Genomic DNA, 26,467 nt, shown 5'->3' on the forward strand with positions numbered 1-26,467 from the left:
ACACGCAACCGAGTACGACTGATTCACCGGAGGTTCGAATGAGCGCGACGCGGACATCCCGGTTCATGGCGCTGCGCCTGGGAGCCGAACTACGCAGACTGCGGACGCTGAACGCGATGACAGTGGCCTCTGCCGCAAAGCACATGTCTTGCTCGGGATCGAAGATCAGCCGACAGGAATGCGGCAAGGCGAACATCAGCAGCGAGGACCTTGAGCACTACATCCAGACGTACAACGTCCCGGAGGCGGATCGGGACGAACTTCGAGAGTTGCTAGGCGTTCGCAATGTCCGCGACTGGTGGACTCGCTACGACGACATCCTGTCGCCGGCCATGGCCTCGTTCATCGCACTCGAAAACCAGGCGGCAACCGAGTACGAGTACCAACTCGGGACCATCCCAGGCCTACTCCAGACTCGCGCGCTCGCCCGGATCCTCAACCGAAAGAGTCTGCACCCGCTGGACGACTACCGCCGCGAGGCCTCGGTGGAAGTCCGACTCCGCCGCCAGAGGCGGCTGTTCGAGGAACCGAAGCTGGAGTTGCGCGCCCTGATCTGGGAAGCGGCGTTCCACGTGGACATCGGAGAGCCGGAGGTGATGCGCGAGCAGCTTGAGCATCTGATTGCCATGTCACTGCTCCCCAACATCACCTTCCAGATCATCCCCTTCCGGGCAGGCACCGACCAACTGATGGGCTCAAGCTTCCAGTTGCTCGACTTTGCCGATCCTCGTGATCCCGTGCAGATGTTCGTGGAATCACTGATCGGAACTCTGTCTCGGCCGCACACCCGCGACACCGAGCCAGGGCTCCGCATGTTTCGTCGAATCGCCGACAGTGCGCTCACGCCTCAGCAGTCGCGCGCGCTGCTCACCCAACACCTGAAGGGCTACCGATGAACGATCCCGCAGTGAACTGGGTCAAGTCGAGCTACTCGGTCGATGCGCAGAACCTCTGCGTCGAGGTCGCCCATCCGACCTCCCCCACCGTTCTCGCCCGCGACTCGAAGCTCGTCGCGAGCCCGACCGTCCGCTTCCCTGCTGATGCGTGGGCGGCCTTCCTCGGCGCCGGTCCGCGTTGAACGGCCGCAGCCCTATCCCCGAACAGGGATAGGGCTGCGCATACTTCAAGAACTCCGGGCCGATCAGGCGTCTTAGTACTCAGGCGAAGAACTTCGCCAGCACCGGCGCGATCACCTTCGGGTCCACCTCGTGGGTCTGGTCCGGGAGGGACTCGTGCACGGCACCAGGGATCGCCGCAGCCGCAGCCCTCGCCGGCGCCCGCAGCACCTCCGGGCTGGCGTCGCCGTCCATCACCAGAGTCGGGACCGCCACCGCACCCAAGACCTCCACCGGTACGACACCGCCCTCCGCCGAGCCCAGCACCGCCGTGTCGTACGCCAGCGACGGACCGACCGCCTCGAACGCCGGCCACATCGGCGCCGCGCGCATCCCCTCCACCATTTCCGCCGGCACGCCCACGAACGTCATGAACACCACCACCGCGTCACCCGGCGCCCCCGCGTCCAGCGCCGCCTTCAGGTCCACCGCGTACTGCCGGGACCGCACGTCCTGCCCCTCCACCGCGCTGTACGGCGGCTCGAACATCGCCAGCTTCGTGATCGGCAGCCCGGCGGCAGCCGCCCGCGCCGCAAGTGCCGCGCCCGAGGAGACCCCGATCACCCGCGCCGACCCGCCCGCGGCCTCGATGACCGCCCGCAGGTCCTCGATCTCCCGCTCCACCGCGTACGGCGCCGTGTCACCGCTGTCCCCGCGCCCGCGGCGGTCGTACGTATAGACGGTGTACGTCCCGGCCAACTGCTCGGCCACTCCGGCGCCCGGGCCGAAGGCCCGATGGCACATCGCGCCGTCCACGAACACCACGGCCGGGCCGTCTCCCGTCGTGCTGTACGCGATCTTCGTGCCGTCGGCAGAGGTCACCGTGCTCATCAGGGGTTCCTTCCGTGGTGTGGTCGATTCACGGGGGTAGACCGGCCCCGCCCGCCGAACTCATCGGTCCCCCGACCAGCGTTCCCCTATGCCCCACGTCACACCGCCGCCCTCACCATGCGGCGGCGTAGGGCCCGTGCGGCAGGACTCCGGACGGGATGTCACCCTGGTAGGTAAAACCGCGGGCACCCCGCGCTCCCGCGCCACCCCGCAACGCCGCCGCACTGCCGCACGAACGGAGCCGGACACCTATGACTGTGCCCACGCCGATCCTGACCACCGCCCCGAATTTCCGGGACTCCGGTGGCCACGCGACCGCCGACGGGCGCAAGGTGCGTACCGGACTCGTCTACCGCTCGGACGGCCTGGCCGCGCTCGACGCCGCCGACACCGAGACCTTCATACGCCTCGGCGTGAACCTGGTCTGCGACCTCCGCTCGGAGCACGAGCGCGAGACCGAGCCGGACCGCCTCCCCGAGGGCGTCGAGCTGCTCATCGCGGACGTCATCGGCCAGGGCAACGACGAGCTCTTCGGCGACATCTTCGCCGAGCCCGAGTCGGCCGGCGAGAAGCTGGGCGGCAAGGCCGGCATCGAGCTGATGTCCGAGGTCTACCGCCGCTTCGTGACCACCGAGCTGGCGCGCGAGGCGTACCGCAAGGTGTTCACGCGCATGGCCGAGGCCACCGACGCCGTCGTCTACCACTGCTCGCACGGCAAGGACCGCACGGGCTGGACGTCCGCCGTCCTCCTCACCCTCCTGGGTGTGCCGCGCGAGACCATCGTCGAGGACTACCTCGACAGCGCGAACCACCTCGTCGAGAAGAACAAGCAGATCCTCGCGGAGATCGCCAAGCGCGGCTTCGACCCCGAGCACCTGCGTCCGATGTTCTCGGTGCGCACCGAGTACCTCGACACCGCCTTCGGCGCGGTCGAGAAGCACTACGGCTCGATGGAGGCGTACGTGCGCGACGGCATGGGCGTCTCGGACGAGCACGTCGCGGCACTCCGCACCCGCCTCCTCCAGGACTGACCCACAGCTTCCGTCAGCCGCGGGGCTCCGAAGCACCGGAACCCCGCGGCTGACGCACGTCCGCACCCGGCACGTTCACTCGCGGCCCGTCTACTCCGCGCCCATCTACCCCGCGCCCATCTACTCCCGGCACGCCACCACCACCAACCGCGGCTCGCCGCGGTCCGGACGCCGAGCCGCCAACGCCCCCGCGATCGCGCCGACGACCGCCGCCCCGTCCTCGCGGATCGTCCGCGGCAGCACCGAGAACACCCGCAACCCGGCCGCCCGCATACGCCGCGCCCGCTCGGCGGTCCGCACCCGGTCCTCCCCGCGGCCGTGGTGGGCCACCGAGTCGACCTCCACCACGAGCCGTTCCTCTTCCCACAGCGCGTCCGGCACACACAGCAGCCGCCCGTCCGGCAGATGCACCCGCGCATTCCACAACGGCTCCGGCAACCCCGCCCCGCACACCAACCGGCGCAGATCGGCCTCCGGCAACGACCGTACGCCCGCGCCCAGTTCCTCCAGGATCCGCAGCACCCGCAGGCGCCTGCGCCGCGGCGCCCGCTCGCTCTCCGCCCGCAACTCGGCCACCCCGCACAGCCCGCTCTGCACCGCGGACAGCGCCGCGGACCGCGCATCGTCGTCCCGCTCCACCCGGCTGCACGCGTCCAGCACCGCCCGCGCGTACGGCGCCGTCGGCGGCACCCGCAACGGCAACGCCACCGGCAGCCTGGCCGTCCGCTCCCGGAACACTCCCGGCATCAGCCGCCCCGAACACCCGGCCCGGACCAGCACATGCACCTCGTCCCCGAACGCGACATGCGGAACTTCGGCCAGCTCCAAGGCCGTCAGCCCCGTCACCACCGCGTCCCCGCCGGCCTGCAATACCGCCGCCATCGCCACCTGCCGCCGCGACGGCTCCCCCGCCGACACCTTCACCACATCCGGCGCCACCCGCACCCACACCTGCCCCCGCACGCGGCGCCCCCGCGCCGAATCCGAGACCCCCGCCCGCCGCACCTGCGCGACCGTCACCACCCCGCCCTGCCGCCGCGCCACCTCCGCCAACCAGTCGCGATCCACCTCCGCCTCCCCCTGCCGACCCCGCTGTCCTTCGAAAGTAGGCAGACCCGCTCTGCCGACCGGAAACCCCACCCCCGGACTCCACCCGAACGGATGACGCAGATTTCTGGAGTCCCGGTCCGCCTGGCAGCCTCCGCGAAGATCGGGAAGGCTCAGGGCATGGTCTCTGTACTGCAGAACGTGGCGATCGACTGTGCCGATGCGTATGCGCTGGCCCAGTTCTGGAGCAAGGTCACCGGGCGTCCGCTCGACCCCGACGACCGGCCGGGTGCGCACGAGACGCAGATCCTCATGGCCGAGGGACCGATGCTCTACTTCAACCAGGTCCCCGAACCCAAGACCGTCAAGAACCGGTTCCACCTGTGCCTGCGACCCGAGATCCCGCGGGACGAGGAGGTGGAACGGCTGCTGGGGCTCGGTGCGTCGATGGTCGCCGACCGCCGGAATCCCGACGGATCCGGCTGGGCCGTCCTCGCCGATCCCGAAGGCAACGAGTTCTGCGTCCTGCGCAGTGCGGACGAGCGGGCATCGATGGACGGCTCCTGAGCCCAGCGGATCAGCGCTCGGGCAGCGGGTGTTCGGACCCGGCCGACACGAGGACGAAGCCCAGGACCTGGGTCACCAACAGGGCGATACCGAGGACATACGGCACCTTGGACACTTCACGCCCTTTGTGCTTCCGGCCTACCGCGATGGCCGCGGCAGTGAGCAGACCCACCAGACCGGACACCAGGACGCCGATACCGGTCCAGGCCAGCGCGGTTGAAGCCGAAGTCCGGTTTCGGACTCGGTCGTGGTCGTGCCGTCCATGTGCGCCCCCGTAGCCGGTTTCTGCCGCCCGACGACCAGGCTTGCAGGGCACGGAGTATGGCCGCAGCCCAACCGGATGGGGAAGGGCAGATGTACTCGGAGAGGCGGCCAAGTGTCCGTTTGAGGGCGGGAAAGCGGGATCAGTTTCGTAAAAGCTGTGGTTCTTGAGGGGTTTGCCAGCGGTGCGGCTATCGAGCGTTTGATTAGACTGGCACCGACAGGATCGGCAACGCTTCAACGGGGGAGCTGCCAGTGATAGTCGACGACAGTTACGGCGACACGTTCTCCGCAGCGCGTGATGTGGCCATCGGTGCGACGCTCGGCTCCGCCGCGATGATGGAGATGAGCCGCCCGAGTCTCGAGGCGTTCGAGATGAAGGTGCGCCAGGTACGCGACATGCTCGAGAGCAGCGCCAACAACACGCAGCTCGGCAACCTCCTGACGAACACGTCTTTCGGCCAAGGCTTTTCCGAAGCCGCCGCGGTCGGGAACGCTCTGCAGGCGGTCCGCACGAACATCACCACGCTGCACGAAATGATCGTCCAGCAGCTGGAGATCATGGCGCTCACGATCAAGATGGCCGGCGACAAGACCGAGGAATCCGACGAGGCCAACCGCCAGAAGCTCGGGCAGCTCCTCGCCCTGGCCGCCGAGAAGAGCGCCACCGCTCCCGGCGCCCCGCCGATGGTCGTGGACGACACCCGCCGCAGCATCGACTGACCGGGCACGGTACAGCGCGTATCCCGCAGATCTCCTACAACTCAGGGTAGTTGCCGAACCTCGGGGGAGGATGAGACCGCATGGTCCACCAAGAAGGCAGCGGAAGCGGCGGCGGAGGGCGGACCAACTTCATCGGCCTCCCCCACCAGCAGTTGCTGAACATGCACCAGGGAGCGAACCCCAGTGCGGCCAGCACTCTCGGCGAAACGTTCGTGAATGCCGGTCAGATCCTCGCGGAGGCGGCGGACACGCTGCGTCTGGACCTGGACCGCGTCGAATGGGAAGGCGCCGCCGCCGACTCGTTCCGCGACTGGGGACACCAATTCGCCACCGCGACGCTGCACATGGCTCAGTACACGACCAAGGTCGGCAGCATCAGCGGCAATCTCGGCGTCGACATGGGCAACGTGCAGATACCTCCGCTGCCCACGCAGAGCATCGCGTTCGTGAACGAAGCCAAGGCGAACCCCGCGATCGGCTTCGCGGCTCCGGCGCAGGCCGTGATGGTGACCGCCCACGAGACGGCCATCAAGGCCGACCAGCTGGAGGCCGCGCAGCAGATGACGCGGCTGGCGTCGTCGTACGACGTGGCGGCAAGCCAGTTGGCGACGATGACGCCACCTACGTTCCCGCCGCCGCCGAATGTGCACTCGGTGCCCATCGACGACCTCCGGGCGATCAACGGTCCGGATAGTGGCAGTGGTTCAGTGGGCTCGGTGACGAGGTCCGGCAAGTCCAGCACCACCAAGCCCGGCTCCGGCGACAAGAACGGTTCGCCCGGCAGCGTCTCGCCGCCGCCTTCCGGCAACGGCACCGCTCCTTCGGCCCCCGGGTGGATACCCGGCAGCCAGCCCGGAACCGGCAGCTACACACCCCCGGCCGACCTCGGCCTGGCCGGCGTCGAGACGCTTCCGCGCCCCGAAACCGCGCCGCCCGCCACCACCGGCCCGACCACGACCGGCCCCGTCGGTCCCGGCCAGTCGACACACGGACCCGGTCCGTCCGGCCCGCCGATCACGGGTACGCCGCCGATCACCACGACCTCCAGCGGCAAGCCCGGGCGAATACCCGGCATCAGCGGCGGCACCAACACCGTGCCGAACAAGTTCACCGGCCCCACCACCACCGGTCCGACGGCCACCAGCACGCCCGGCCGGCCCATGAACACCGGCCCGACCGGTCCGACGACCGGCGGCCGTCAGGTGACCACCGGCGGCGGGACCGGGCCGCGTCAGTACGGCCGCGGTCCCAGCATCGTCGGCGGCCAACCGCCGTCCACCGCACCGCAGAACAACACGTCGCGCGGCGGAATGCGGACCGGCATCGAAGGCGGGCAGCCCGCACGGAACACAACCGGCCCGCACGGCGAACCCGGCCGTACGCAGGGCGGCCGCTCTCCCATGGGAATGGGCGGCAGTACGGCACCGCAAGGCAGTTCGCCCCGCGCCGGCAGCACCGGTGGCAGCTCGACGCCGCGTACGCCCGGCGGCACGCTCGGGGGGCAGCCCCAATCCGGCGCCAGCAGCCGCGCGTTCTCCCCGGGCGGCACGGGGCTCCGCTCCGGAGCCCCGGAAGGCAACCGCAGCAGCCGCATGGGCGGCATCGGCGGGCCTGCCACGAGCGACGAAGAGCGCAGGCGCCGCAGGGAGCGGGCCGACTACCTCGAAGAGGACGAGTCCACCTGGACCACACGGGATTCCACGGTGCCACCCGTCGTCGACTGACGGTCTGCCGGATAGATGTCGGCTGTTCCCCGGTGCGGGTCCGCACCGGGGAACACCTGCTTTTTCACCCACTGAAGGGGACACGCGTATGACCACCCGGACTTCGCGTCCACGAAGGATGCTGGTCAGCGCTCTGGCTGCGGTCAGTGTGTTCGCAGGCATGGGCTACGCCGCACCCGCCGCGCATGCGGAGTCGATTCGCGCCCAGCAGTGGTACCTGGACTCCTGGAACATCGAAGAAGTATGGAAGGTCTCGCAGGGGGCTGGAATCAGCGTGGCCGTCGTCGACTCCGGCGTCGACGCCACTCACCCGGACCTGGCGGGGCAAATCGCCGGCGCGCCCCTGGGAGACGGAGACGCACTATCGCACGGAACCAAGATGGCATCGGCAATTGTCGGCACGGGTAAAGCCGGCGGCGGGCAGGGCACCTACGGAGTGGCCCCGCAGGCCAAAGTCATCTCCATGCGCGTCAAGGGTGTGACTGCCGAAGGTCTCTTCAACGCCTTCGACGTGGCCGACGCGATCAAAGCCGCCGCGGACAGCGATGCCCGGATCATCAACCTGTCGCTTGCGAGGACCACGGTAGTCCAGGCCGAACAGGACGCAGTGGCCTACGCAATCAGTAAGGGGAAACTCGTCGTCGCAGGTGGCGGCAACGCAGAGAAGAACGGAACCGGGACCGTCTATCCGGCTGCATACCCGGGTGTCCTCGGGGTGGCTGCGGTCGACCGGAACGGGACCGCCTGGTCCGGTGGCAATCAAGGCAACTGGATTTCACTCGCCGCCCCCGGCGTCGACATCCCGGGAGCCTGCACCGAGGCCTCCAAGTACTGCATGGGTACTGGATCCTCCGATGCAACAGCCATCACCTCCGGCGTAGCCGCCCTCCTCTGGTCGCAGCACCCCGACTGGACCGCGAACCAGGTCATCAAGCGCCTCATCGACAACACCTCGACCGCGCCCGGCGAGCAGGTCCCGAACGACAGTGTCGGCTACGGCATCGTCAGCCCTCGCCGCGCGCTCCAGTCGACCGCGCCGCCGGGGCCGGCTGACGTCAATCCGCTGGTCGGCGTCCGCGGTGTGCAGCCGTCCGCGCGCCCGAGTACGCCCGCCACCAAGGCCCCCTCGGCTTCGACCGGTTCCCCTGGCGAGACCACCGCCCCCGCACCGCAGAACACCGCCGCCGCCCCGGCGTCCCCTCCCGCCGACAGCGCCTCCGGCAGCGACTCGTCCGGTCCCGGCACTGTCTTCGCGGTCGTCGGAGCCGTTGTCGGGGGCATCCTGCTGCTGCTCGTCCTCGCGTACTTCTATATGCGCTCGCAGCGCACCGTCGCCCAAGGCCCGCCACCCCCGCCGGCCGCGCCGCCGATCCACCCGCCCCAGCCGCCACCCGGCCGCGGCTACTGAACAAGGGCCCCGGACAGCGCCGCCCGTACACCGACGGAAGTCCATCTGGTGGGCCACCGCGTCCGCTCGCACCATGAGGAATCCGACCCCGACGGACGGAGACTCAGGTGGTGGCACCGGACCGACTCCGAAGCCTTGCGGACTGGATGGCCCACGAGGCCGGCAACGTCACCGTGCATCTGGTCCTGGAGGATCAGAACAGCAAGCTCGCCCAGATGACCGCCGACCTCCGGCGGCCCTTCTCCACCGACGGGCGCGGCAAGCACATCGCGGCCGGCCTGTTCAACTGGGGCGTCGGCCCGTCGACCGCCTGGGAGCGGGCCTGCTCCGACCCCTTCTACCTGGTCATGCGGCAGAGCACCCAGGCGTTCCCACGCAGTTGGCGCGAGCTCCAGCCGCACCTCGCGCCGGCCGCGTACAGCTACGTGAGCCTCAACTGCGGCGACGGTGTCAAGGACCTCGACGTGCTGCGCGGGCTGGGCGAGTTGGCCGGTCGCAACAGCAGCCGGAGCGGCAGCGCGGTCGGCGGCAGCGCAGTCGGCGGCAGCCCAGTCGGCGGCAACGCGACCGCCGGCGCCGGCGCCTCGTCCGGTTCCAGTGTCTACATCCCGGTGGACGCCAGCAGCGAGCTCGTCCGCCTGGCCGCCAACCGCGCCGCGAAAAGCCCTGTCACGAACGGCGTGTTCGTCCTCGGCTGCCAGGCCGACACCGAGGTACGCGACCAGCTGGCCAAAATCCGCGCGGTCGTCGACAAGCTCCAGGACGGCGCCGTGCTCTTCTCGCTCTTCGGGAACACCATCGGCAACTACGAACGCGACCTTGCCCTCCTCAAGATGGTCGGCGAGGTTCTCCTCACCGGCGACGACGACCGCCTGATCGCCGAGTTCGCCACCACCGAGGACGTCTCCCAGGCCGCCGTCGAGGCCGCCAAGGACGAGTACGTCCGGGTGCGGGCCTTCCGCGAGTACGTCACCTCGCCCCTGATCCACTACACCGACCTGCACGTCGACTACCGCAACCTCGAGTTCGCCGGCGAGGTGGAGTACGGCCTGGCCGACAACCGCGCCGACGACCGGGGCGGCCGCGCGAGCCGTGAGGCGCGCGAAGGGCGGGACGGACGCGACGGCCGGGAAGGCCGCGGCGGCGGGGCCCGCTCCGGCAGCCGCCGGAACCGGGACGGCCACGCGATCCTGCTCCGCATGCTCTACCGCAACCGGTCGGCGGAGCCGCGCCGGGTGATCCTGTCCGACCGCAGCGAGATGGCATTCGAGCCGGACGACACGATCATGCTGCACCTGGTCCGCAAGTACCGCCGCGACCGGCTCCCCGACCTCTTCGCCGCCTGCGGCCTCGTCGCGGCCGGCCCGCCGGTGGACACGCGCTTCGCGGAATCCCGGTCCGGACTGCCGAAGTTCGGTGTCCAACTGGCCCTCCTGCGCCGCGCCGACCGCCTTGGCGACCCGTCGCCGAACCACGTCGAAGGCCTCTTCACCGCATCGCCGACGGCAACAGCGGCAGCGGCCGCCGCATCGGCATCCACGGCCGCCGAGGAGGCGCGCGGTGTCCCCGCTGCGCAGCCGGCTGGCTGACGGCCGCACGCTGCCGCTGCTCACGTACACCTTCCTGTCCGGAGCGCTGGTGGCGGGCGCGGCGTGGATCGCCACCGCGCGGTCGCTGGAGGCGGTGGTCAACACCCTGGTGCTGCTCGGCGGCGCCACCGGGGTCCTGAACGAGCGGCGCGCCGCGGCCCGGCGCGGCCGGCGCCTGGCGCTGAGCGCCATCACCGCGGAGACCGCATGGAACCGCGACGTGCTCGGCAATGCCCCGTTCCGGCCCGGCACCGCGCCGCCGTCCGATTTGACGCTCCCCCGGCTGCGCGTCCGGGCCGTGGAGACGGCTCTGGTCACCGCGGTGTTCCAGGGCCGCGGCGACCAGGTGCTGGCGGGCCTGCTCACCGCCTGGTGCGATGCCGCGGACGACCTCAACCACCGCTTGGCCGTGGTGGAGGCGGACGTCTTCGGCTGCCGCCCCGCGGAGCGCGCCGACCGGCACCGGGTGATCATGGAGTCGGTGCGGAACTCCGCGGAGCTGCGCGCCGCAATCGACGCCTGTGCGGCCCTGACTGCACTGACCGCTCCGGCCGCGGGAACCCGCCCGACCCGGTGAGCAGTTCCCGCGGGGACGCCGCGCACGAGTGACACCGCGGGGTGCGAGTACGGCATTTCGGACACCCCGGAACATGATCTTGATGCCTCGCGCGTAGGCTGGCGCCCGCACCGGGGTCAAGACCGGGTGCGCACCACCTGTCTGAACGGGGCCGCAGTGACTGACAACTCGACACCTCCTGGCAACCCGAACGAGCCGGAGCCCGGTTGGTCGCCGGTTCCCCCGCCGCCCGGCGGGGTGCCGCCGATGCCCCCGTCGCCGCCCCCGTTCGCCCCGCCGCCGCCCGCCGCGCCGCCCGCGCCGCCTGCCTACGACCCGCACCAGTCGCAGCCGCAGCAATCGCAGCCGCAGCAGTTCCAGCAGCCGGCGCCGTCCTGGGACTCCGCCCCGCAGTACGGCGGCTACCCGGGCACTCCGGACCAGCAGCAGTTCGGCGCCCCCGCAGGCCCGTACGGCCCCGGTGCTCCCGGCATGCCCGGCCCCGGCTACGACAGCGCCGGTTACGGGGCTCCGGGCTACGGCGGTCCGGGCTACCCGGGCGGCCCCGGCTACCCCGGCGCCCCCATGGGCATGGGCGGCCCCGGCGCCCCGGGCACGTCGCGCCGGCTCGTCTACCTCATCGGCGGCATCGTGGTCGCCGTCGCCGCGATCGTGGCCACCGTCCTCGTCCTCGTCGTCGGCGGCGACGACAAGAAGGACGACAAGACCGGGACGGTCGCCAGCAGCTCCGGCGCGAACGGCGACAACGGAGCCACCGGCGGAAACGGTTCGACGGGCGGCAACGGCACGACCGGCGGCACCAAGCCGCAGACCGGCGCGCCGGCCGGCCCCCTTGCGGTCAAGTGGTCGGTGCCCGGCGTGACCGACAACAGCAAGGACGTGTACGGCCGTTGGATCACCCCTGACCGGGTGTACGTCGGCGACAACAAGTCCGGCCTGGTCTCGTACGACGCGAAGACCGGCGCGCCCACGCCGGTCGCGCTCGACGCGGGCGCCAAGCTGTGCGGCATGTCGCCGACCGGGAACGGCAAGTTCGGCGCCGTCGCCTGGACCAAGGACGGCGAGAACTGCAACCAGGTCGGCCTCGTCGACCTGGCGACCGGTCAGAAGGCCTGGGGCATCGAGTTCTCCGGTGCCCCGAGCGAGGGCAGCACCGAGCGCCGGTTCGCGGACGCCACCGACGACATCCCGATGTCGCTGACCGCCGACAAGCTCGTGCTCGCCGTCGAGTCGACGGTCATGGGCCTGAACGTCGCGGACGGCAAGCCCGCGTGGAGCCAGGTCGCCAAGAAGGACCGCCGCATCAACGCGCTCCTCGCGAGCCCCGACGGCGTCCTGGTCGCCATGGAGGAGATGCTCAGCGACAACAGCGCGGTCGCCAAGCTGGACGTCGGCACCGGCGCCGCCGCGTGGACCACGGACACCACCTACGGGAAGGTCCAGCAGATGTTCCCGATCTCCGTGAAGCCCGCGGTGTTCGTGACCAGCTACGAGGCCTCGCCGAGCAAGTTGGCGTACGAGATCGTCACGGTGGACGACACCGGCAAGGTCGGCCCGCGCATCCCGCAGGCCGGTACTTGGGGCAAGATCAACTTCGAGGACAACGAGTGGGGCCACCTCGACGGCATGCCCACCTTCAACATGGCCGTCGTGGACGGCGTCCTGTACGCGCTCACCGAGTCGGAGACCGGCAACAAGCGCGGCCTGGCCGCCTTCGACCTGGGCACCGGCAGCATGAAGTGGAACAAGCCGGCGCCCGGCAAGGCCGCCGACGCCTTCCACTTCACCCTCGCGGGCGCCGACCCGGCCGCCGGCGTGTGCGGTGTCTCCGGTGACGGCTACAGCGCCAAGGTCACCGTGGGCGTCCACTGCTGGGACAAGAACGGCAGCGTCACGACGGTCGCCGACCTGCCGCAGCCGCCCGAGGGCGTCATCGGCCTCAACATGGACCTGCGCTGGGCGGACGGCCGGCTCGTCGGCGTGGCCACCACCTACGGCGACGGCCCCGCGGTCACCTTCGCCGCGAAGTAGCAAGCCGGCGGCCGGGACCGGTTCCGTCCCGGCCCGCTCTGGCCGGGCGCTGCGATAGCGTCCGGTCAGCAGCGGACGAGGGGGCGAGCTGATGATCCAGGCGTTGCATCCAAACGATCCGGGCGAGATCGGCGGATACCGGGTCATCGCACGGCTGGGCGCCGGAGGCATGGGCGAGGTCTTCCTCGGCCGGTCGGCCAGCGGCCGGCTGGTGGCGGTGAAGGTCGTCCGCGCGGAGCTCTCCAGCGACCCCGACTTCCGGGCCAGGTTCCGGCGCGAGGTCGACGCGTCGCGCCGGGTCAGCGCGTTCCACACCGCCGCGGTGGTCGCGGCCGATGCGGACGCCACGCCTGCCTGGATGGTCACCGAGTACATCCCGAGCCCGTCGCTCGACCAAGCGGTACGGCAGCACGGCACGTTCCCGCTGCATGCGCTGCGGGTGATCGGCGCCGGGCTCGCCGAGGCGTTGGAGGCGATCCACTCCTGCGACCTGATCCACCGCGACCTGAAGCCGTCCAACATCCTGCTCGCCGAAGACGGACCGCGCGTCATCGACTTCGGCATCGCCCGGGCCATGGAAGGCGCGACGGTCACCCGGACCGGCATGACGGTCGGCTCGGTCGGCTTCCTCTCCCCCGAGCAGCTGCTCGGCGAACGCGTCACCCCCGCGTCCGACGTCTTCGCGCTGGGCGCGGTGCTGTGCGCGGCGGCCGGCGTGGCACCGTTCGGCGAAGGCTCCGCACAGGCACTGCTGTACCGCGTGGTGCACACCCAGCCCGACATCGCCGCGCTGCCCGCCGAGATCCGCGACATCGTCGAATCGTGCCTGGCCAAGGATCCCGCGGCGCGCCCGCGTCCGATGGACCTCGTGCACATGCTGTCGCCGGGCCCGGCCCGGGACTGGCTGCCGGAGGGGGTGCTCGCCTCGATCCGGGAACGTCGCGAGCACGCGCAGCAACTCGTGTGGCAGGCACGCGTCGAGGGCCCTGCCCAGGTGGACACGACGGCGTCGACCGCGGTCCCGCCCAAGCCGCCCGCGGCTCCCCCGGCCGCACCGCCGACCACGCCCCCGACGCCGCCGCCGTATGCGCCGCCCGCGCCGCCCGGTCCGCCTGCGCCGCCAATCCCGCACTCCGAGCCGCGGCCCTTCGACGCCGTGCCGGACACCTACGACTCCCGATTCTCGGCGCACCAGTCCGGCGCGCCGACGCCCGCGCCGGGCAGCGGACCGGGTACGCGGTACGCCTCCGTCCCGCAGCCCCCGATGCCCCCGCCGCTGCCGCCTTCGTTGCCGCCTCCGCCGCCGGGTTCCTGGCAACCGGCTTACGCACCAGCCCCGTTCGGCCCGCCGATGAATCCCCCGGCGGTGCCCGCGACGCCGCCCGGCGGATCGCGGCTGGACCGGCTGCCCGGCGGGCGCCGGGCCTGGATCCCGGCCATCGCGGTGCTCACCATGGCCCTGCTCGCCGGCCTCGGTTTCGCCGCGAGCCGACTTGCGGGCGACGATAAGCCGAACGCCAGGAACACCGGAAACACCGGCGGGACCACGGGCGGAAGCACCGGGACCACGGGGAGCCCGCCCCCTGCCGCGGGCGTCAAGGGCGGCACGCTGACCGTGTCGTCGGTCCGCGACGCAGGCTCGCTCGACCCGGCGGTGGCCACCTACTTCGCGTTCGGCGAAGGGCAGCGCATGTCGGCGCTCTACGACCCGCTGGTGACCTACGACCCGAAGTCCGCGACGGTGAAGCCGCACCTCGCCAAGTCGCTGACCACCAGGGACGGCACGGTCTGGCTGCTGGAACTGCGGCCCGGGGTCAAGTTCACCGACGGCACCGCACTGGATTCCCTCGCGGTCAAGTTCAACTGGGAGCGGGTCCTCGACCCGGCGCTGAATTCGCCGCATGCGGAGGCGATGCGCTCGGTCACTTTGAACGTCGTCGACGAGCACACCCTGGAGATCCGACTTCCCCGGACCGACCGGACCTTCGACCACCAGGTCGCCCAGGAGCTGACGTACGTCGGATCGCCCGACGCGATCCGCAGGGACTCGGCCGGGTTCGGCCAAAAGCCGGTCGGGGCAGGCCCGTTCAAGTTGGAGAGCTGGGCCAGGGACCAGAAGCAGGAGTTCGTCCGCAACCCGAACTACTGGCAGGGGCCGGACAAACCGCTGCTCGACAAGCTCGTCTTCGCGGTCGAGCCGAACACTCCCACCATGGCGGTGGCCCAGAACCGTGCCGACCTGAATTTCCAGGACTCCGAGCGCGAGCTCCGCCAGGCCCGGGATGCCGGCCTCGCCATGTCCGGGACACCGAACGCGGGCGGCCCGATGCTCGCCTTCAACTCGGGTGCGGCGCCGTTCGACGACATCAAGGCCCGGCAGGCCGTGGCCTGGACGCTCGACCAGAAGCAGCTGGCCACCGCGCTCGGCACGGGCAACGAGCCCGCGCTCACCGTGGTGCCGACCGGGACGCCGCTGTATGCCCAGGCTCCGCGGCAGCCCGCCCCCGACCTCGCGAAGGCGCAGCAGCTGGCCACGGAACTCCGGGTGGCCGGAAAGCCGTTGGTGTTCACCATGACCTGCTCGCAGCGCCAGCGCGAGGCGTGCGAGGCGATGCAGGCGATGCTGAAGGCCGCGCAGATCGAGGCGACTGTCGACATCAAGGACGCGAACGCCTACAACCAGGCCCTGGCGACCCGCAGCTACCAGGCCGTCTGGGGCTACGATTCGGGCGCCGACCTCGACGTGTGGCTCGCCGGACTGACCCGGAGCAACTCGTCGTCGAACTACCTGCAGTACCGCAGCACCGCAGTGGACGGCGCCTGGGAGACGATCCGCACGGCCGCGACCCCGGAGGCGAAGGCAGCCGGCTACCGGACACTGCTGGACACCCTCGCCGCCGATACCCCTTGGTGGCTGTTCAACCAGATGCCGCGCTACGCACTCGCCCGCAAGGACACCGTGACCGGGCTGGAAGCCGCGTTCGGCGACGGCGTCATGCGCTGGGACCTGGTCGGCCGGACCAAGGCCTGAACCGCCTTGGCAGTGGACGCCGGGATCCGGGTTTTGCGGGTTCGCCCGCAGGGCACCCGATTCCCGGCGTACGCGCCATCCCGCAGTTAGACTCGCCGTCACCGCTGAGGCCGTGCCTGCCGGATCTTGATACCGCTCACGGCGCCCGGCACCGCACCTCGCGGCGTTGCAGGGCCTTGCGAGTACGACCGAGTACGAGCTTCGGCCCTGCGCCTTGCGATGCACGGCACCGAACACCGCGAGCGGCACCAAGATCCGGCAGACACGACCTAAGGGGAGGGACGCGGTGCCAGCACCCGATCCGCAGGAATCCGAAGCCCAGGACCCGGGCTCCGCCGTGCCGTCCGCCGGCGCCACCGGGGCCGTCGGAGCGCGCGGGGAAGTCGGCGCGGACGAGCGGGACGACCAGGACGAGCAGTGGGACAGCCTGGGCATGCGGCTGACCGACTACGGCATCGGGATCGCGATCGCGGTGATCCTGACCCCGCTGATCGGCTTCGTGATCCTCATGGCGGCGTCCGGCACTTTCCGCACCTGGGTGCTCGAGTAACCGCTCACCGGACACCTTGTCCGCGCCTGCGGATCACCGGGCACTCGTGTGATTGTTTGTAAATTACCCGCGCCGCGTCTGGTCTAGCCCCCGATGCGGGCGGTACGTTTCCGCGCAACGTCCCGCGCGCCGTGCCGCACTTCCCTCACCCTGGGATACGTGTGTGCTCGGCGCGCCTGGTTTGCCCTGGAAAGGACCTGTATGACGCAGCGTCATCTCGGTCGGGCTCTCACCGCCGCCGTTGCGGGCATCGCACTTGTGGGTATTGCCGTCACCCCGGCTGCCGCCCATCCGCAGAAGGAGGACAAGCTCGGCGAGAAGCTCGCCAAGAAGGTCACCGCGGACAACGTTCTCAAGCACCTGAAGGCGTTCCAGAAGATCGCGGACAAGAACGCGGGCACCCGTGTCGCGGGCTCGCCCGGGCACCAGAAGTCCGCGGACTACGTCGCCGACAAGCTGCGGGACGCCGGTTACCGGGTCATCCTCCAGGACTTCGAGTTCACGTACACGGAGACCGTCGCGCAGTCCCTGAAGGTGGTCTCGCCGGCGCCCGCCGACGTGCCCATCATCGTCATGTCGTACTCGCCCTCGACGCCGGCCGGCGGCATCACCGGCCAGGTCGTCGCGGTGCCGGAAGAGGCCGACCTGACGCACGGCTGCGAGCCCGCCGACTACTCGACCATCAACGCGGCCGGCAAGATCGCGCTGGTCAAGCGCGGCGGCTGCCCGTTCGCGCAGAAGCAGACGGTCGCCGCGGGCGCGGGCGCCATCGCGACCATCGTCTACAACCGCGAGCCGGGCGACCTCAACGGCACCCTCGGCGACCCGAACGTCGGCGTGATCCCGACCGGCGGCATCACCCAGGCGGCCGGCGAGGCGCTCGCCGCCCAGGTCGCCCAGGGCCCGGTGACGGTGACCCTCGACCTGCGGGAGCTGCGCGAGCAGCGCACCACGCAGAACGTGATCGCCGAGACCTGGTGGGGCAACGGCGACAACGTCGTCATGGCCGGTGCGCACCTGGACAGCGTGTCCGAGGGCCCGGGCATCAACGACAACGGCTCCGGCAGCGCCGGTCTCCTGGAGACCGCGATCCAGCTGATCAAGTACGAGAAGTGGCCGGAGAACAAGGTCCGCTTCGCGTTCTGGTCCGCCGAGGAGTACGGCCTGCTCGGCTCCGAGCACTACGTGAACGACCTGACCGCCGACGAGCAGCAGAACATCGCGCTGTACCTGAACTTCGACATGATCGGTTCGCCGAACTTCGCGGAGTTCGTCTACGACGGCGACAACTCGGACGGCGTGGGCGCGCCGGCCGGCCCGGCGGGCTCCGCCGAGATCGAGGGCGTCATCAACGGCTACCTCGACTCGAAGGGCTCCGCGCACGAGGGCACCGACTTCGACGGGCGTTCGGACTACGGCCCGTTCATCGCGGTCGGCATCCCCTCCGGCGGCACCTTCACCGGTGCCGAGGGCGTCAAGACCGCCGAGCAGGCCGCGAAGTACGGCGGCACGGCGGGCACCGCGTACGACCCGTGCTACCACGCGGCGTGCGACAACATCGACAACATCAGCAAGGCCGCACTGGACCTGAACGCCGACGTGATCGCCTACACCATGGGCCTGTTCGCTCAGAACGCGCACATGATCAACGGTGAGAACGAAGGCAACCCGGCCCTGCCGGCCGCACGTATGTCCGTGGCGGCCGCGGACGGCGCCGAGGCCGGGTACCGTCCCGGATACGTCGCTTCCTGACCGCTGCACGACGCTCCACCCGCGCCCCCTCTGCCGCCCCGGCAGAGGGGGCGCGGTGCGTCCGGACGCCGGAACTTCCGGTGCCCGCACCCTCCTTCGGCCCCCTCCGGCCGCTGTCATGAAGTCATGACATCCACCGCCCTGACCGGAAGCCGACGTTCCCGCCGACTTCGCTGTCACCTGGGGCGATCCGCCAGTAAAGTGACGCCCGGTATCGCTGCTGGCGACATGAGTCGGGGGACTTGTCATGGCCGATCAACCACCGCCTGGGCAGGGTGGGGAAACACCGAAGCCCGGCGCCACGGGAACCGCTCCCACCGGCCCGGCCGGCACCGCGGGGGCACCGGGCGAGCCCAAGCCGTCGCCCGGGACGCCGCCGAACAACCCGGCGTTCCTCGGCGGGCACGTGCCCGGCGCGGGGGCCCGCTACGAGGTGAACACGTGCCTGCTGCCGCCCGCCGCGGCCCGGGCCGACGACGCCACCGACAAGCTGCGCGCGCTGGGCACCGGACTGGCCCTGGGGATGCCGTCCGGAATGGCCGGATTCCAGACCGGATGGCAGGCCGGCACGCTCGCCGACGGCTGGGCGTTCGAGCTGGGCCGGGTGGCCGACGCGGCCCGCGCCTGCGCCGACAAGATCCGGCTCACGCTGCAGGGCTATCTCGAAGCCGAGGCCCGCAACACCGCGAACATGCCGTAGACCGCGGTGGTCACCTTCGAGGCTCTGCGCGACGCCAAGTTCGACGCGATCCGCGGCCACGCCGCGACCTGGACCCGCACCATGCACCAACTCGACGACATCGCGCGGGACTTCGAACTCGGCGTATGCGGCATGACGGAACGCGGCGGCTGGCGCGGCGATGCCGCCGGCCTGGCCGACAGCATGCTGGAGACCACGCTGCGGCGCATCCGGATCGCCGCTCTGGAGACCCGCAGCATCGCCGCCGAACTCGACTTCGCGGTCGAGACCCTGGCCGCGACGCAGACCCGGTTGTTCAGCGAGATGCACGCCGCGCTCGGCGAGGGCTTCGTCGTCACGGTCGCCGGCGAACGCTTCACCGTGGCCGAGGCGATGGGCCCGACCGGACCGCGCGACGCACAGCAAGTGGCCGCGATCCAGGGCAAGATCGACGGCTACGCACAGCGGTTCCAGGCCATCTTGGCCGAAGCCGCGCAGGCCGATGCACTGCATGCCGCCGCACTGGCGAAGCTCTCCGCCGCCGAGGTCGCGGCCGGCGATGCGGCGGCCCTCAAGAACGCCACCGAGGACCTGCGCGGCATCTTCACCGGCATGCCCCCGGAGCAGGCGTCGACCTGGTGGGCCGCCCTCAGTGAGGCGCAACGGCAGGCGTACCTCCTGGATTTCCCGCACGAGATCGGCAGCATGGACGGGCTGCCCGCGGCGGTCCGCGACAGTGCGAACCGGGTCGCGCTCAGCCTGCGGCTGGCCGAACTCGGCCCGCTCGTCGCGGAGGGCACCGCCACCGTCGCCGAGCAGCGCGAGTGGAAGAACCTCAAGCGGATCGACCAGCAGCTCGCCACCAACCACGAGCGGCCGCCCGAATCGCAGCTGCTGCTCCTCAAGTTCGGCAACCAGTACCTCGACGGCCAAGTGGTCATGGCGATCGGCGATCCGGACACCGCGAAGAACACCGTGATCCAGGTGCCCGGCGTGAACGCGACGGTGAGCGGCAAACTGGAGGAGCAGGTCAGCCGGCTCACCCGGCTGCAGCGCGCCACCATCAAGGCCAGTCCCACCGGCGAGTCCGCCGCGGCGATCGTGTGGCTGGACTACGACGCCCCGGAAGCGGGCTTCGGGCGCTTCGGCAGCTCCATATCCCCGGATCGGGCCAAGCAAGGCGCCGAGAAATTCGACCGGTTCGTGGACGGCATGCGCGCCGCCGGGCCGCCGAACCAGCACCTCACGGCGAGCGGGCACAGCTACGGAACGTCGGTGGTGGCGTACGCCGCTCGCGACGAAGACGGCCTGAACGCCGACGAGATCATGTTCGTGGGCAGCCCGGGCGTGCACGTGGACAACGTGGACGACCTCAACTTCGACCCCACCCGCGTCTGGGTCGGCATGTCGGGCGACGACATGATCGCGCCGCCGGGCTTCGTCTTCCACGACCGCCTGCCGAACGACCCGGACTTCGGGGCGACCAGGTTCCCGGCCAACACAGGAGGGCACTTCAGCTATTGGGACATGAAGGACGAGAAGCTGGAGATCCCGGACACCAGCCTCGGGAACCAGGCGAAGGTGGCGGCGGGGGTGTACGACCCGCGCCAGAGCGCCCCGCCCTCGGCTACAAGCGGCCGGTGAAGACATGGCAATTCGCTTTGCCGCTGGCGGTCGTCGTCGGCCTTCTGGTCCCGGTGTTCTCATGTGCGTATTGGAGTGTCGTGCCTAGGCCCACCGAGACCGCCACACTGCACCAGACGCGTACCGCGCTGTACGAGCAACTACTCGGCCACTTACGGGCGATGGGCGGTCCCGGCGGGCAGGCCGAGATCTTCGGGTCGGTGGATTTCCTGCCCGGCGAATGCGAGACCGATCCGCTGCCGCGCACGATGAAGCGCGGCTACTACACGACCATGCTCCTGGTGAACTTCGTGATCCCCGGCGGCGACCAGCACAGCGCCTTCCGGGCCATCCGCGCGCAGGCGGAGCGCAGCGGCTTCGCCATCCGCGACTTCGCGAACCCGCCGAGCCGCCCGGTGGCGACCCGGGAGGGCGAGCCCGGCTACGGGACCGTCGACGAATGGCGGGTCTCCGGGGCGCGGTCCGCGGGCGGCGGCATGACGTTCGCGGCCTACACGGTCCAGCCGCAGACGTACGGTGCGCTCTCGATCACCAGCGGCTGCCGGCTCAGTCCGGATCCGTCCGAGGTGTACGACTACTTCTACATCACCGACCTGCCGCCCACGCTGCCGCCGACGACGCTCCATCCCCCGCCGCGACCGACCTTCACACCGCCCGCGACGCCCACCTCGAACCCGTCGCTCCCCGGCCCGCCGCCGCTGACGCCGACCCCGGGACCGACCCCTGCCCCAGGTACGGCTGCGGCACCGAACACGTCTCCGCTCGGCCACATACGCGACGCGCTCGGCTGAGCGCGGCCGGGAACGGCCAGGAATTCCGAGGGAGTTGCGAGGGTCCCTACATCCGCTTTGCCGGATTCGGGCCCGCGCATGATCCCTAGCATCGGTGCTCCGCCCGGACCTCCCGCGGCGGCGAACCGATGGAGGGAGCCGCTTCCATGAGCCACCGACCACGACGAGCCCGGGCCTTCCCGTCCGCGACGGCCGCAGCCCTCGTGTCCGGCAGCCTCCTCGCCCTCCTGGCCCCGCTGACCGTCGCGGCCCCGGCGGGCGCGGCCCCGGGCGCGGCATCGCCCGGACCGCCGCCGAAGATCGAGCTCGTCCTCGACCTCTCCGGTTCGATGAAGGCGGACGACGCGGGCGGGCAGACCCGGCTCGCGGCCGCCAAGCAGGCGGTCGCCCGGATCATCGACACGGCACCCGCCGACGCCCCGATCGGGCTGCGCGTCTACGGCGCCACGTACCCCGGCGAGGACCGCGCCCAAGGCTGCGCGGACACCCAGCAGTTGGTCCCGGTCGCCCCGCTGACCGCGGAATCGCGCACCGCCGCCAAGCGGAAGGTCGAGGCGATGAACGCGGTCGGGTTCACCCCGATCGGCGTCGCCCTGCGGGCCGCCGCGGCCGACCTCGGCACCGAGGGGAAGCGGCGCATCGTGCTGGTCTCCGACGGCGACGACACCTGCGCCCCGCCGCCGCCCTGCGAAGTGGCCAAGGAACTCAAGGCCGCCGGGGTGGACCTGGCCGTCGACACGGTCGGCTTCAAGACCTCGGGACCGGCCCGCGACCAGCTCAAGTGCATCGCGCGCGAGACCGGCGGCTCGTACACGGACGCCGCCGACGCCCAAGCGCTGGCCGCCAATCTCGGCACGCTGTTCCGCCGGGCGTGGACCACCTACCAGGCCACCGGGCGGCCGATCCAGGGCGCGCAGGACGGCTGCGCCGCCGCGCCGATGATCGAACCGGGCCAGTACCTCGACGGCTTCGCCGGCGGGCGCGACCTCTACTACCGGGTCAAGAAGCGCCCCGACCAGTTGCTGCAGGTCAGCGCGACGGCGGTCCTCCACCGCGGCTACACCCGCAACTCCAGCATCACCGTCCTGGCCGGCCCCGTGTCGGACGGCGAACCGAGCGGCTGGATACGGGTCCTGAAGGCGGCCACCGGCTGGACGAACATCCTCACCGCGGGTGCCCGCACCAAGCCCGGCGCGTCCGCGCCCGGCGACGTCGGCTGCATCATGATCGAGAACACCATCACCGACGCAGGCGACCCGGTCACCCCGGTCGAGTTGCTGATCGGCATGGCCGATGCCGAGACCGCGAAGTCGCCTGCGCCCGAAGTCCCGGTGCGGACCGGCGCCTTGGCCGAAGGCGGATTCTCGTTCAACAGCGCGACGCCGATCGGCCCCGGCACCTACCGGCAGTCCATCGCGGTCGGCGAGGCGCCGCTGTGGCGGGTGGACCTGAAGGCCGGCCAGCGGCTGACCGTCAAGGCCGGGGTGGACATCGGCGCGGACTTCCCGTTCGAGGTCACCACCGGCTTCACGGTGCGGATCCACAATGCGGCGCGGAATCCGGCCACCTGCGATCCGGACGACTCCAGCCTGACGAAGCTGTTCGCCGGGAAGCCCGGACGCTACGAATGGACCTGCGGACCCTGGGAGATCACCCGCTCGGCGGACCCCGCAGAGTGGGATTACGACGGGTATGCGATGCCCGGCACGTACTACATCCAGCTGCTGGTCGCGGAGCCGAAGACCGCCGCGCTCGGCGTGATCGTGCCGATCGATCTGACCGTCGACATCTCCGGCAGCCCGGTCCCGGGCGACGACCCGGTGTTCCACTTCGGCGACCCCGGGAACGGCACCGGCGGCACCGGCGGCGCGGCCTCCGGGCAGACCCCGCAGAACGGGCCCGGTGATGGCGCCGCAAGCCCCGCACCGGGCACCCGGCCGGTCGCCGCGTCCGGCGACTCGACCGCGGAGAAGCTGGCGCTGCCGGCCGGCATCGTGCTGGCCGTACTCGCCGCCGGCGGCCTCGGCACCGTCCTGTGGCGGCGCCGCGCGGCCGGCGCCGGACCCGCCCGCTGAGACGGGGCGGGGGGGGCCGGGCGCCCCCCCGCCGCCCGCCGGCCCGGCCGGCCGCGCCGCCGGATTCCCGCATGCTCCCTCAGCGCAGCGGGAAGACGGACGCGCCGCCGCAGCGGACGCCGCTCGATCTCAGCGCAGCGGCAGGCCGTCCGCGACGCCCTCGTCGCCGGTGGGCACCGCGATGAGGCCCAGTTCCGCCGGGGTGGCCAGCAGATTGTGTGCGGGCATCACCCGGACGGTGTAACCGAAGGGACCCGTACGGTCCAACGCGAGGGACCCCTCGTAGAACCAGCGGCCGTGCTCGTCGCGGCGGACCGGCTTGAGCGGGGCCACCTCGCCGTCCACGATCGCGTCGCCGCCGTCCACCCGGCCGTGCACGACCTGGACCTCGACGTCGGTGGGCTTGAGGTCGCCCAGGCTCACGAAAACCCGCAGGTCGAGCGTGTTGCCGACCTCGGGGGCGTCTCCTATCCCGCCGGACTCGACGTGGTCGACGCGGACCTGCGGCCACGAGGCGCGGACCTCGGCCTTCCAGTCCGCGAGCGCCCGCGCGCCGGCCAGTTCCTCGGCGGCCATCGACCGCGCCGCGATGGCGGCCGGTGCGTACAGGCTGTTGACGTAGTCCTTGACCATGCGCGAGGCCAGCACCTTCGGGCCCAGCGAGACGAGCGTGTGCTTGACCATTTCCAGCCAGCGGCTGGGCAGTTGGTCGGCGCCGCGGTCGTAGAAGCGGGCCGCGACACTGTGCTCGACCAGGTCGTAGAGCGCGTTGGCCTCCAGGTCGTCCCGGCGGTCCGGGTCCTCGATGCCGTCCGCGGTGGGGATGGCCCAGCCGTTCGAGCCGTCGTACCACTCGTCCCACCACCCGTCGAGGATCGACAGGTTCAGGCAGCCGTTGAGGGCCGCCTTCATGCCCGAGGTGCCGCACGCCTCCAGCGGCCGCAGCGGGTTGTTGAGCCACACGTCGCACCCGGGGTACAGGTGCTGGGCCATCGCGATGTCGTAGTCCGGCAGGAAGACGATGCGGTGCCGCACGTCCTCGCCGTCGGAGAACTTCACCAGCTCCTGGACCAGGCGCTTGCCGCCCTCGTCCGCGGGGTGCGCCTTGCCGGCCACCACGATCTGGATGGGCCGGGTGGGGTGCAGCAGCAGCGCGCGCAGCCGGTCCTTGTCGCGCAGCATCAGGGTGAGCCGCTTGTACGACGGGACGCGGCGGGCGAACCCGATGGTCAGGACGTCCGGGTCCAAGGCGTGCTCGGTCCAGCCCAGTTCCGCATCGCCCGCGCCGCGCTGCTTCCACGACTCGCGCAGCCGGACCCGGGCCTCCGCGACCAGCTTGGCGCGCAGCGTGCGGCGCAGCTCCCACACCGCCTGGGCAGGGATCCGGTCGAGGGCCGCCCAGCCGTGGCCTTCCTCGCCGAACCCGGCGCCGAAGTCCGGGCCGAGCTCGCGGCCGGCCAGCTCCAGGACGTCGCGGTCCACCCAGGTGGGGGCGTGCACGCCGTTGGTGATGGAGCCGATCGGCACCTCGGCCGGGTCGAATCCCGGCCACAGGCCCGCGAACATGCCCTGGCTGACGTGCCCGTGCAGTTCGCTGACGCCGTTGGCGCGCTGCGCGAGGCGCAGGCCCATGACGGCCATGTTGAACACGCCGGGCTCGCCGCCCGGGAAGCTCTCCGCGCCGAGCGCGAGGACCCGGTCCACGGGCACGCCCGGGGCCGCGTTGTCGCCGCCGAAGTGCCGGGCGATCAGCTCCCGGTCGAAGCGGTCGATGCCCGCCGGGACCGGGGTGTGGGTGGTGAAGACGGTGCCGGCCCGGACCGCTTCCAGGGCCGCGTCGAAGTCCAGGCCGCGGGTCTCGTGGAACTCCCGGATGCGCTCCACGCCCAGGAAGCCGGCGTGGCCTTCGTTGGTGTGGAAGACCTCGGGCTGCGGGTGGCCGGTGAGTGCGCAGAACTCGCGCACCGCGCGGACGCCGCCGACACCGAGCAGCATCTCCTGGTGCAGGCGGTGCTCGCTGGTGCCGCCGTATAGCCGGTCGGTCACCTCGCGTTCGAACGGCTCGTTCTCCTCGATGTCGGAGTCGAGCAGCAGCAGCGGGACGCGGCCGACCTGCGCCTTCCAGATGCGGGCGTGCAGCTCGCGGTTGCCGGGCAGGCCGATGACGATCCGCGCGGCGCTGCCGTCCGGGTGCCGGACCAGGGTGAGCGGCAGCTCGTTGGGGTCGAGCAGCGGGTAGCGCTCCTGCTGCCAGGCGTCCCGGGACAGCGACTGGCGGAAGTAGCCGTGCTTGTACAGCAGGCCGACCCCGATGATCGGCACGCCCAGGTCGCTGGCCGCCTTGAGGTGGTCGCCGGCCAGGATGCCCAGGCCGCCGGAGTACTGCGGCAGCGCCGCGGTGATGCCGAACTCCGGGGAGAAGTACGCGATCGCGGTGGGTGCGCCGTCCGGGCGGCCGGCGCCCGGTTCGGGCAGCGTCTGGTACCAGCGCGCGCCGGTGAGGTAGTCGTCCAGGTCCTCGGCGGCCACCTGCAGCCGGGCCAGGAATCTGCGGTCCTCGGCGAGGGCGGCGAGTTTCCCGGTGGGCACCGCGCCGAGCAGGCGGACCGGATCCCGGCCGACCGCGGCCCAGGTCTCCGGATCGACGGATTCGAACAGGTCGCGCGTTTCCGGGTGCCAGGACCAGCGGAGGTTCATCGCCAGCCGGCCCAACGGCTCGAGCGGGGTGGGCAGCACGGTGCGCACGGTGAATCGGCGGATTGCTCTCACAGCCATCAGACCCTAGCCGGAACACGGCATGACTTGCGACAGTGGATGCGTTGTGTTTGCAGGGATGGCAAGATCTTGCAGGACGCCCCCAGAACCGACCCCATGACGAATCCGGAACGGCCGACCGCGGGGCCCAGGCACGGGCCCGGCGGGCGGTAAGCCGTGCGGTAATTGCGCCATTTGGACCGTGCCCCGTCCGCCGTCGTGATCGTTGAATGAGCGCGTCCCCCCACTCGCCCTGCCCCTGCGCGGGTGAGCACACGTGTCGCAAT

General features: G+C 71.2%; 21 protein-coding genes. 17 read left to right on the top strand and 4 right to left on the bottom strand.

From position 1 onward, the window contains the following. Positions 1 to 65 precede the first annotated feature (65 nt). Both LZ495_RS15765 and LZ495_RS15770 read left to right on the top strand, forming a co-directional pair. The gene (locus tag LZ495_RS15765) at positions 66 to 896 is read left to right on the top strand and encodes a helix-turn-helix domain-containing protein (RefSeq protein WP_235052817.1); all 831 of its coding nucleotides are present in this window, start codon (positions 66 to 68) and stop codon (positions 894 to 896) included. After that, complete coding sequence (locus tag LZ495_RS15770; protein ID WP_235052818.1) at positions 893 to 1,078, top strand: DUF397 domain-containing protein; 186 nt, start codon at positions 893 to 895, stop codon at positions 1,076 to 1,078. Before LZ495_RS15765 ends, LZ495_RS15770 begins: the two co-directional genes overlap by 4 nt. A 79-nt stretch (positions 1,079 to 1,157) precedes the next feature. Here the strand turns inward: LZ495_RS15770 and LZ495_RS15775 are convergent, their stop codons facing one another. Beyond that, a complete protein-coding gene (locus tag LZ495_RS15775; RefSeq protein WP_235052819.1) occupies positions 1,158 to 1,946 on the bottom strand; it encodes an alpha/beta fold hydrolase in 789 nt (262 codons plus the stop codon). 251 nt (positions 1,947 to 2,197) lie between these two features. Here LZ495_RS15775 and LZ495_RS15780 point away from each other — a divergent pair, with 251 nt between their 5' ends. Next, positions 2,198 to 2,977 (top strand): tyrosine-protein phosphatase, encoded by a 780-nt coding sequence (locus LZ495_RS15780; RefSeq protein ID WP_235052820.1) that lies wholly within the window; start codon positions 2,198 to 2,200, stop codon positions 2,975 to 2,977. A gap of 120 nt (positions 2,978 to 3,097) precedes the next feature. Here LZ495_RS15780 and LZ495_RS15785 read toward each other — a convergent pair whose 3' ends face one another. Further along, a complete protein-coding gene (locus LZ495_RS15785) occupies positions 3,098 to 4,045 on the bottom strand; it encodes a type IV toxin-antitoxin system AbiEi family antitoxin domain-containing protein (protein WP_235052821.1) in 948 nt (315 codons plus the stop codon). A 159-nt stretch (positions 4,046 to 4,204) separates the two neighbouring features. Here LZ495_RS15785 and LZ495_RS15790 point away from each other — a divergent pair, with 159 nt between their 5' ends. Then, the gene (locus LZ495_RS15790) at positions 4,205 to 4,591 is read left to right on the top strand and encodes a VOC family protein (RefSeq protein WP_235052822.1); all 387 of its coding nucleotides are present in this window, start codon (positions 4,205 to 4,207) and stop codon (positions 4,589 to 4,591) included. A 10-nt stretch (positions 4,592 to 4,601) separates the two neighbouring features. Here the strand turns inward: LZ495_RS15790 and LZ495_RS15795 are convergent, their stop codons facing one another. After that, positions 4,602 to 4,775, bottom strand: coding sequence for a hypothetical protein (locus tag LZ495_RS15795; protein ID WP_235052823.1), 174 nt, complete (start codon positions 4,773 to 4,775; stop codon positions 4,602 to 4,604). 332 nt (positions 4,776 to 5,107) lie between these two features. On the opposite strand from LZ495_RS15795, the gene LZ495_RS15800 reads away from it, so the two are divergent. The 13 genes from LZ495_RS15800 to LZ495_RS15880 all read left to right on the top strand — a co-directional run bounded on the left by LZ495_RS15800 (position 5,108) and on the right by LZ495_RS15880 (position 23,426). Next, positions 5,108 to 5,575: a hypothetical protein gene (locus tag LZ495_RS15800; RefSeq protein ID WP_235052824.1), complete on the top strand. Its 468-nt coding sequence runs from the start codon at positions 5,108 to 5,110 to the stop codon at positions 5,573 to 5,575. An 80-nt stretch (positions 5,576 to 5,655) separates the two neighbouring features. Beyond that, entirely contained in the window at positions 5,656 to 7,299 is a 1,644-nt protein-coding gene (locus tag LZ495_RS44010; RefSeq protein ID WP_268822851.1) for a hypothetical protein, read from the top strand. 88 nt (positions 7,300 to 7,387) lie between these two features. Beyond that, a complete protein-coding gene (locus tag LZ495_RS15815) occupies positions 7,388 to 8,707 on the top strand; it encodes a S8 family serine peptidase (protein ID WP_235052827.1) in 1,320 nt (439 codons plus the stop codon). 110 nt (positions 8,708 to 8,817) lie between these two features. Beyond that, positions 8,818 to 10,296, top strand: coding sequence for a hypothetical protein (locus LZ495_RS15820; protein ID WP_235052828.1), 1,479 nt, complete (start codon positions 8,818 to 8,820; stop codon positions 10,294 to 10,296). Next, positions 10,268 to 10,873, top strand: a complete 606-nt coding sequence (locus LZ495_RS15825; protein WP_235052829.1) for a hypothetical protein — start codon at positions 10,268 to 10,270, stop codon at positions 10,871 to 10,873. Before LZ495_RS15820 ends, LZ495_RS15825 begins: the two co-directional genes overlap by 29 nt. Before the next feature lie 246 nt (positions 10,874 to 11,119). Further along, positions 11,120 to 12,904 (top strand): outer membrane protein assembly factor BamB family protein, encoded by a 1,785-nt coding sequence (locus LZ495_RS44015; protein ID WP_268822852.1) that lies wholly within the window; start codon positions 11,120 to 11,122, stop codon positions 12,902 to 12,904. 103 nt (positions 12,905 to 13,007) lie between these two features. Further along, positions 13,008 to 15,935 carry an ABC transporter substrate-binding protein gene (locus tag LZ495_RS44020; RefSeq protein WP_268822853.1) on the top strand — a complete coding sequence of 976 codons (2,928 nt, stop codon included), beginning with the start codon at positions 13,008 to 13,010 and terminating at the stop codon, positions 15,933 to 15,935. 286 nt (positions 15,936 to 16,221) lie between these two features. Then, positions 16,222 to 16,485, top strand: a complete 264-nt coding sequence (locus LZ495_RS15855; protein ID WP_235052830.1) for a hypothetical protein — start codon at positions 16,222 to 16,224, stop codon at positions 16,483 to 16,485. A 201-nt stretch (positions 16,486 to 16,686) separates the two neighbouring features. Next, complete coding sequence (locus LZ495_RS15860) at positions 16,687 to 18,237, top strand: M28 family metallopeptidase (RefSeq protein WP_235052831.1); 1,551 nt, start codon at positions 16,687 to 16,689, stop codon at positions 18,235 to 18,237. A 247-nt stretch (positions 18,238 to 18,484) separates the two neighbouring features. Further along, complete coding sequence (locus tag LZ495_RS15865) at positions 18,485 to 18,937, top strand: hypothetical protein (RefSeq protein WP_235052832.1); 453 nt, start codon at positions 18,485 to 18,487, stop codon at positions 18,935 to 18,937. 6 nt (positions 18,938 to 18,943) lie between these two features. Beyond that, positions 18,944 to 20,560 (top strand): alpha/beta hydrolase, encoded by a 1,617-nt coding sequence (locus LZ495_RS44870; protein WP_235052833.1) that lies wholly within the window; start codon positions 18,944 to 18,946, stop codon positions 20,558 to 20,560. Positions 20,561 to 20,640: 80 nt separating this feature from the next. Next, entirely contained in the window at positions 20,641 to 21,351 is a 711-nt protein-coding gene (locus LZ495_RS15875; protein ID WP_235052834.1) for a hypothetical protein, read from the top strand. A gap of 146 nt (positions 21,352 to 21,497) precedes the next feature. Further along, positions 21,498 to 23,426 carry a vWA domain-containing protein gene (locus tag LZ495_RS15880; RefSeq protein WP_235052835.1) on the top strand — a complete coding sequence of 643 codons (1,929 nt, stop codon included), beginning with the start codon at positions 21,498 to 21,500 and terminating at the stop codon, positions 23,424 to 23,426. A gap of 129 nt (positions 23,427 to 23,555) precedes the next feature. Here LZ495_RS15880 and glgP read toward each other — a convergent pair whose 3' ends face one another. Next, a complete protein-coding gene (gene glgP / locus LZ495_RS15885; protein WP_235052877.1) occupies positions 23,556 to 26,195 on the bottom strand; it encodes an alpha-glucan family phosphorylase in 2,640 nt (879 codons plus the stop codon). Between the last annotated feature and the right edge of the window lie 272 nt (positions 26,196 to 26,467).

Source organism: Yinghuangia soli, assembly GCF_021502675.1.
Classification (GTDB): domain Bacteria; phylum Actinomycetota; class Actinomycetes; order Streptomycetales; family Streptomycetaceae; genus Yinghuangia; species Yinghuangia soli.

Coding starts and splice junctions, on each gene's coding strand:
- LZ495_RS15765 (WP_235052817.1), top strand. CDS start 66: ATGGCGCTGCGCCTGGGAGCCGAACTACGCAGACTGCGGACGCTGAAC.
- LZ495_RS15770 (WP_235052818.1), top strand. CDS start 893: ATGAACGATCCCGCAGTGAACTGGGTCAAGTCGAGCTACTCGGTCGAT.
- LZ495_RS15775 (WP_235052819.1), bottom strand. CDS start 1,946: ATGAGCACGGTGACCTCTGCCGACGGCACGAAGATCGCGTACAGCACG.
- LZ495_RS15780 (WP_235052820.1), top strand. CDS start 2,198: ATGACTGTGCCCACGCCGATCCTGACCACCGCCCCGAATTTCCGGGAC.
- LZ495_RS15790 (WP_235052822.1), top strand. CDS start 4,205: ATGGTCTCTGTACTGCAGAACGTGGCGATCGACTGTGCCGATGCGTAT.
- LZ495_RS44010 (WP_268822851.1), top strand. CDS start 5,656: ATGGTCCACCAAGAAGGCAGCGGAAGCGGCGGCGGAGGGCGGACCAAC.
- LZ495_RS15815 (WP_235052827.1), top strand. CDS start 7,388: ATGACCACCCGGACTTCGCGTCCACGAAGGATGCTGGTCAGCGCTCTG.
- LZ495_RS44015 (WP_268822852.1), top strand. CDS start 11,120: ATGCCCCCGTCGCCGCCCCCGTTCGCCCCGCCGCCGCCCGCCGCGCCG.
- LZ495_RS15860 (WP_235052831.1), top strand. CDS start 16,687: ATGACGCAGCGTCATCTCGGTCGGGCTCTCACCGCCGCCGTTGCGGGC.
- LZ495_RS15865 (WP_235052832.1), top strand. CDS start 18,485: ATGGCCGATCAACCACCGCCTGGGCAGGGTGGGGAAACACCGAAGCCC.
- LZ495_RS15880 (WP_235052835.1), top strand. CDS start 21,498: ATGAGCCACCGACCACGACGAGCCCGGGCCTTCCCGTCCGCGACGGCC.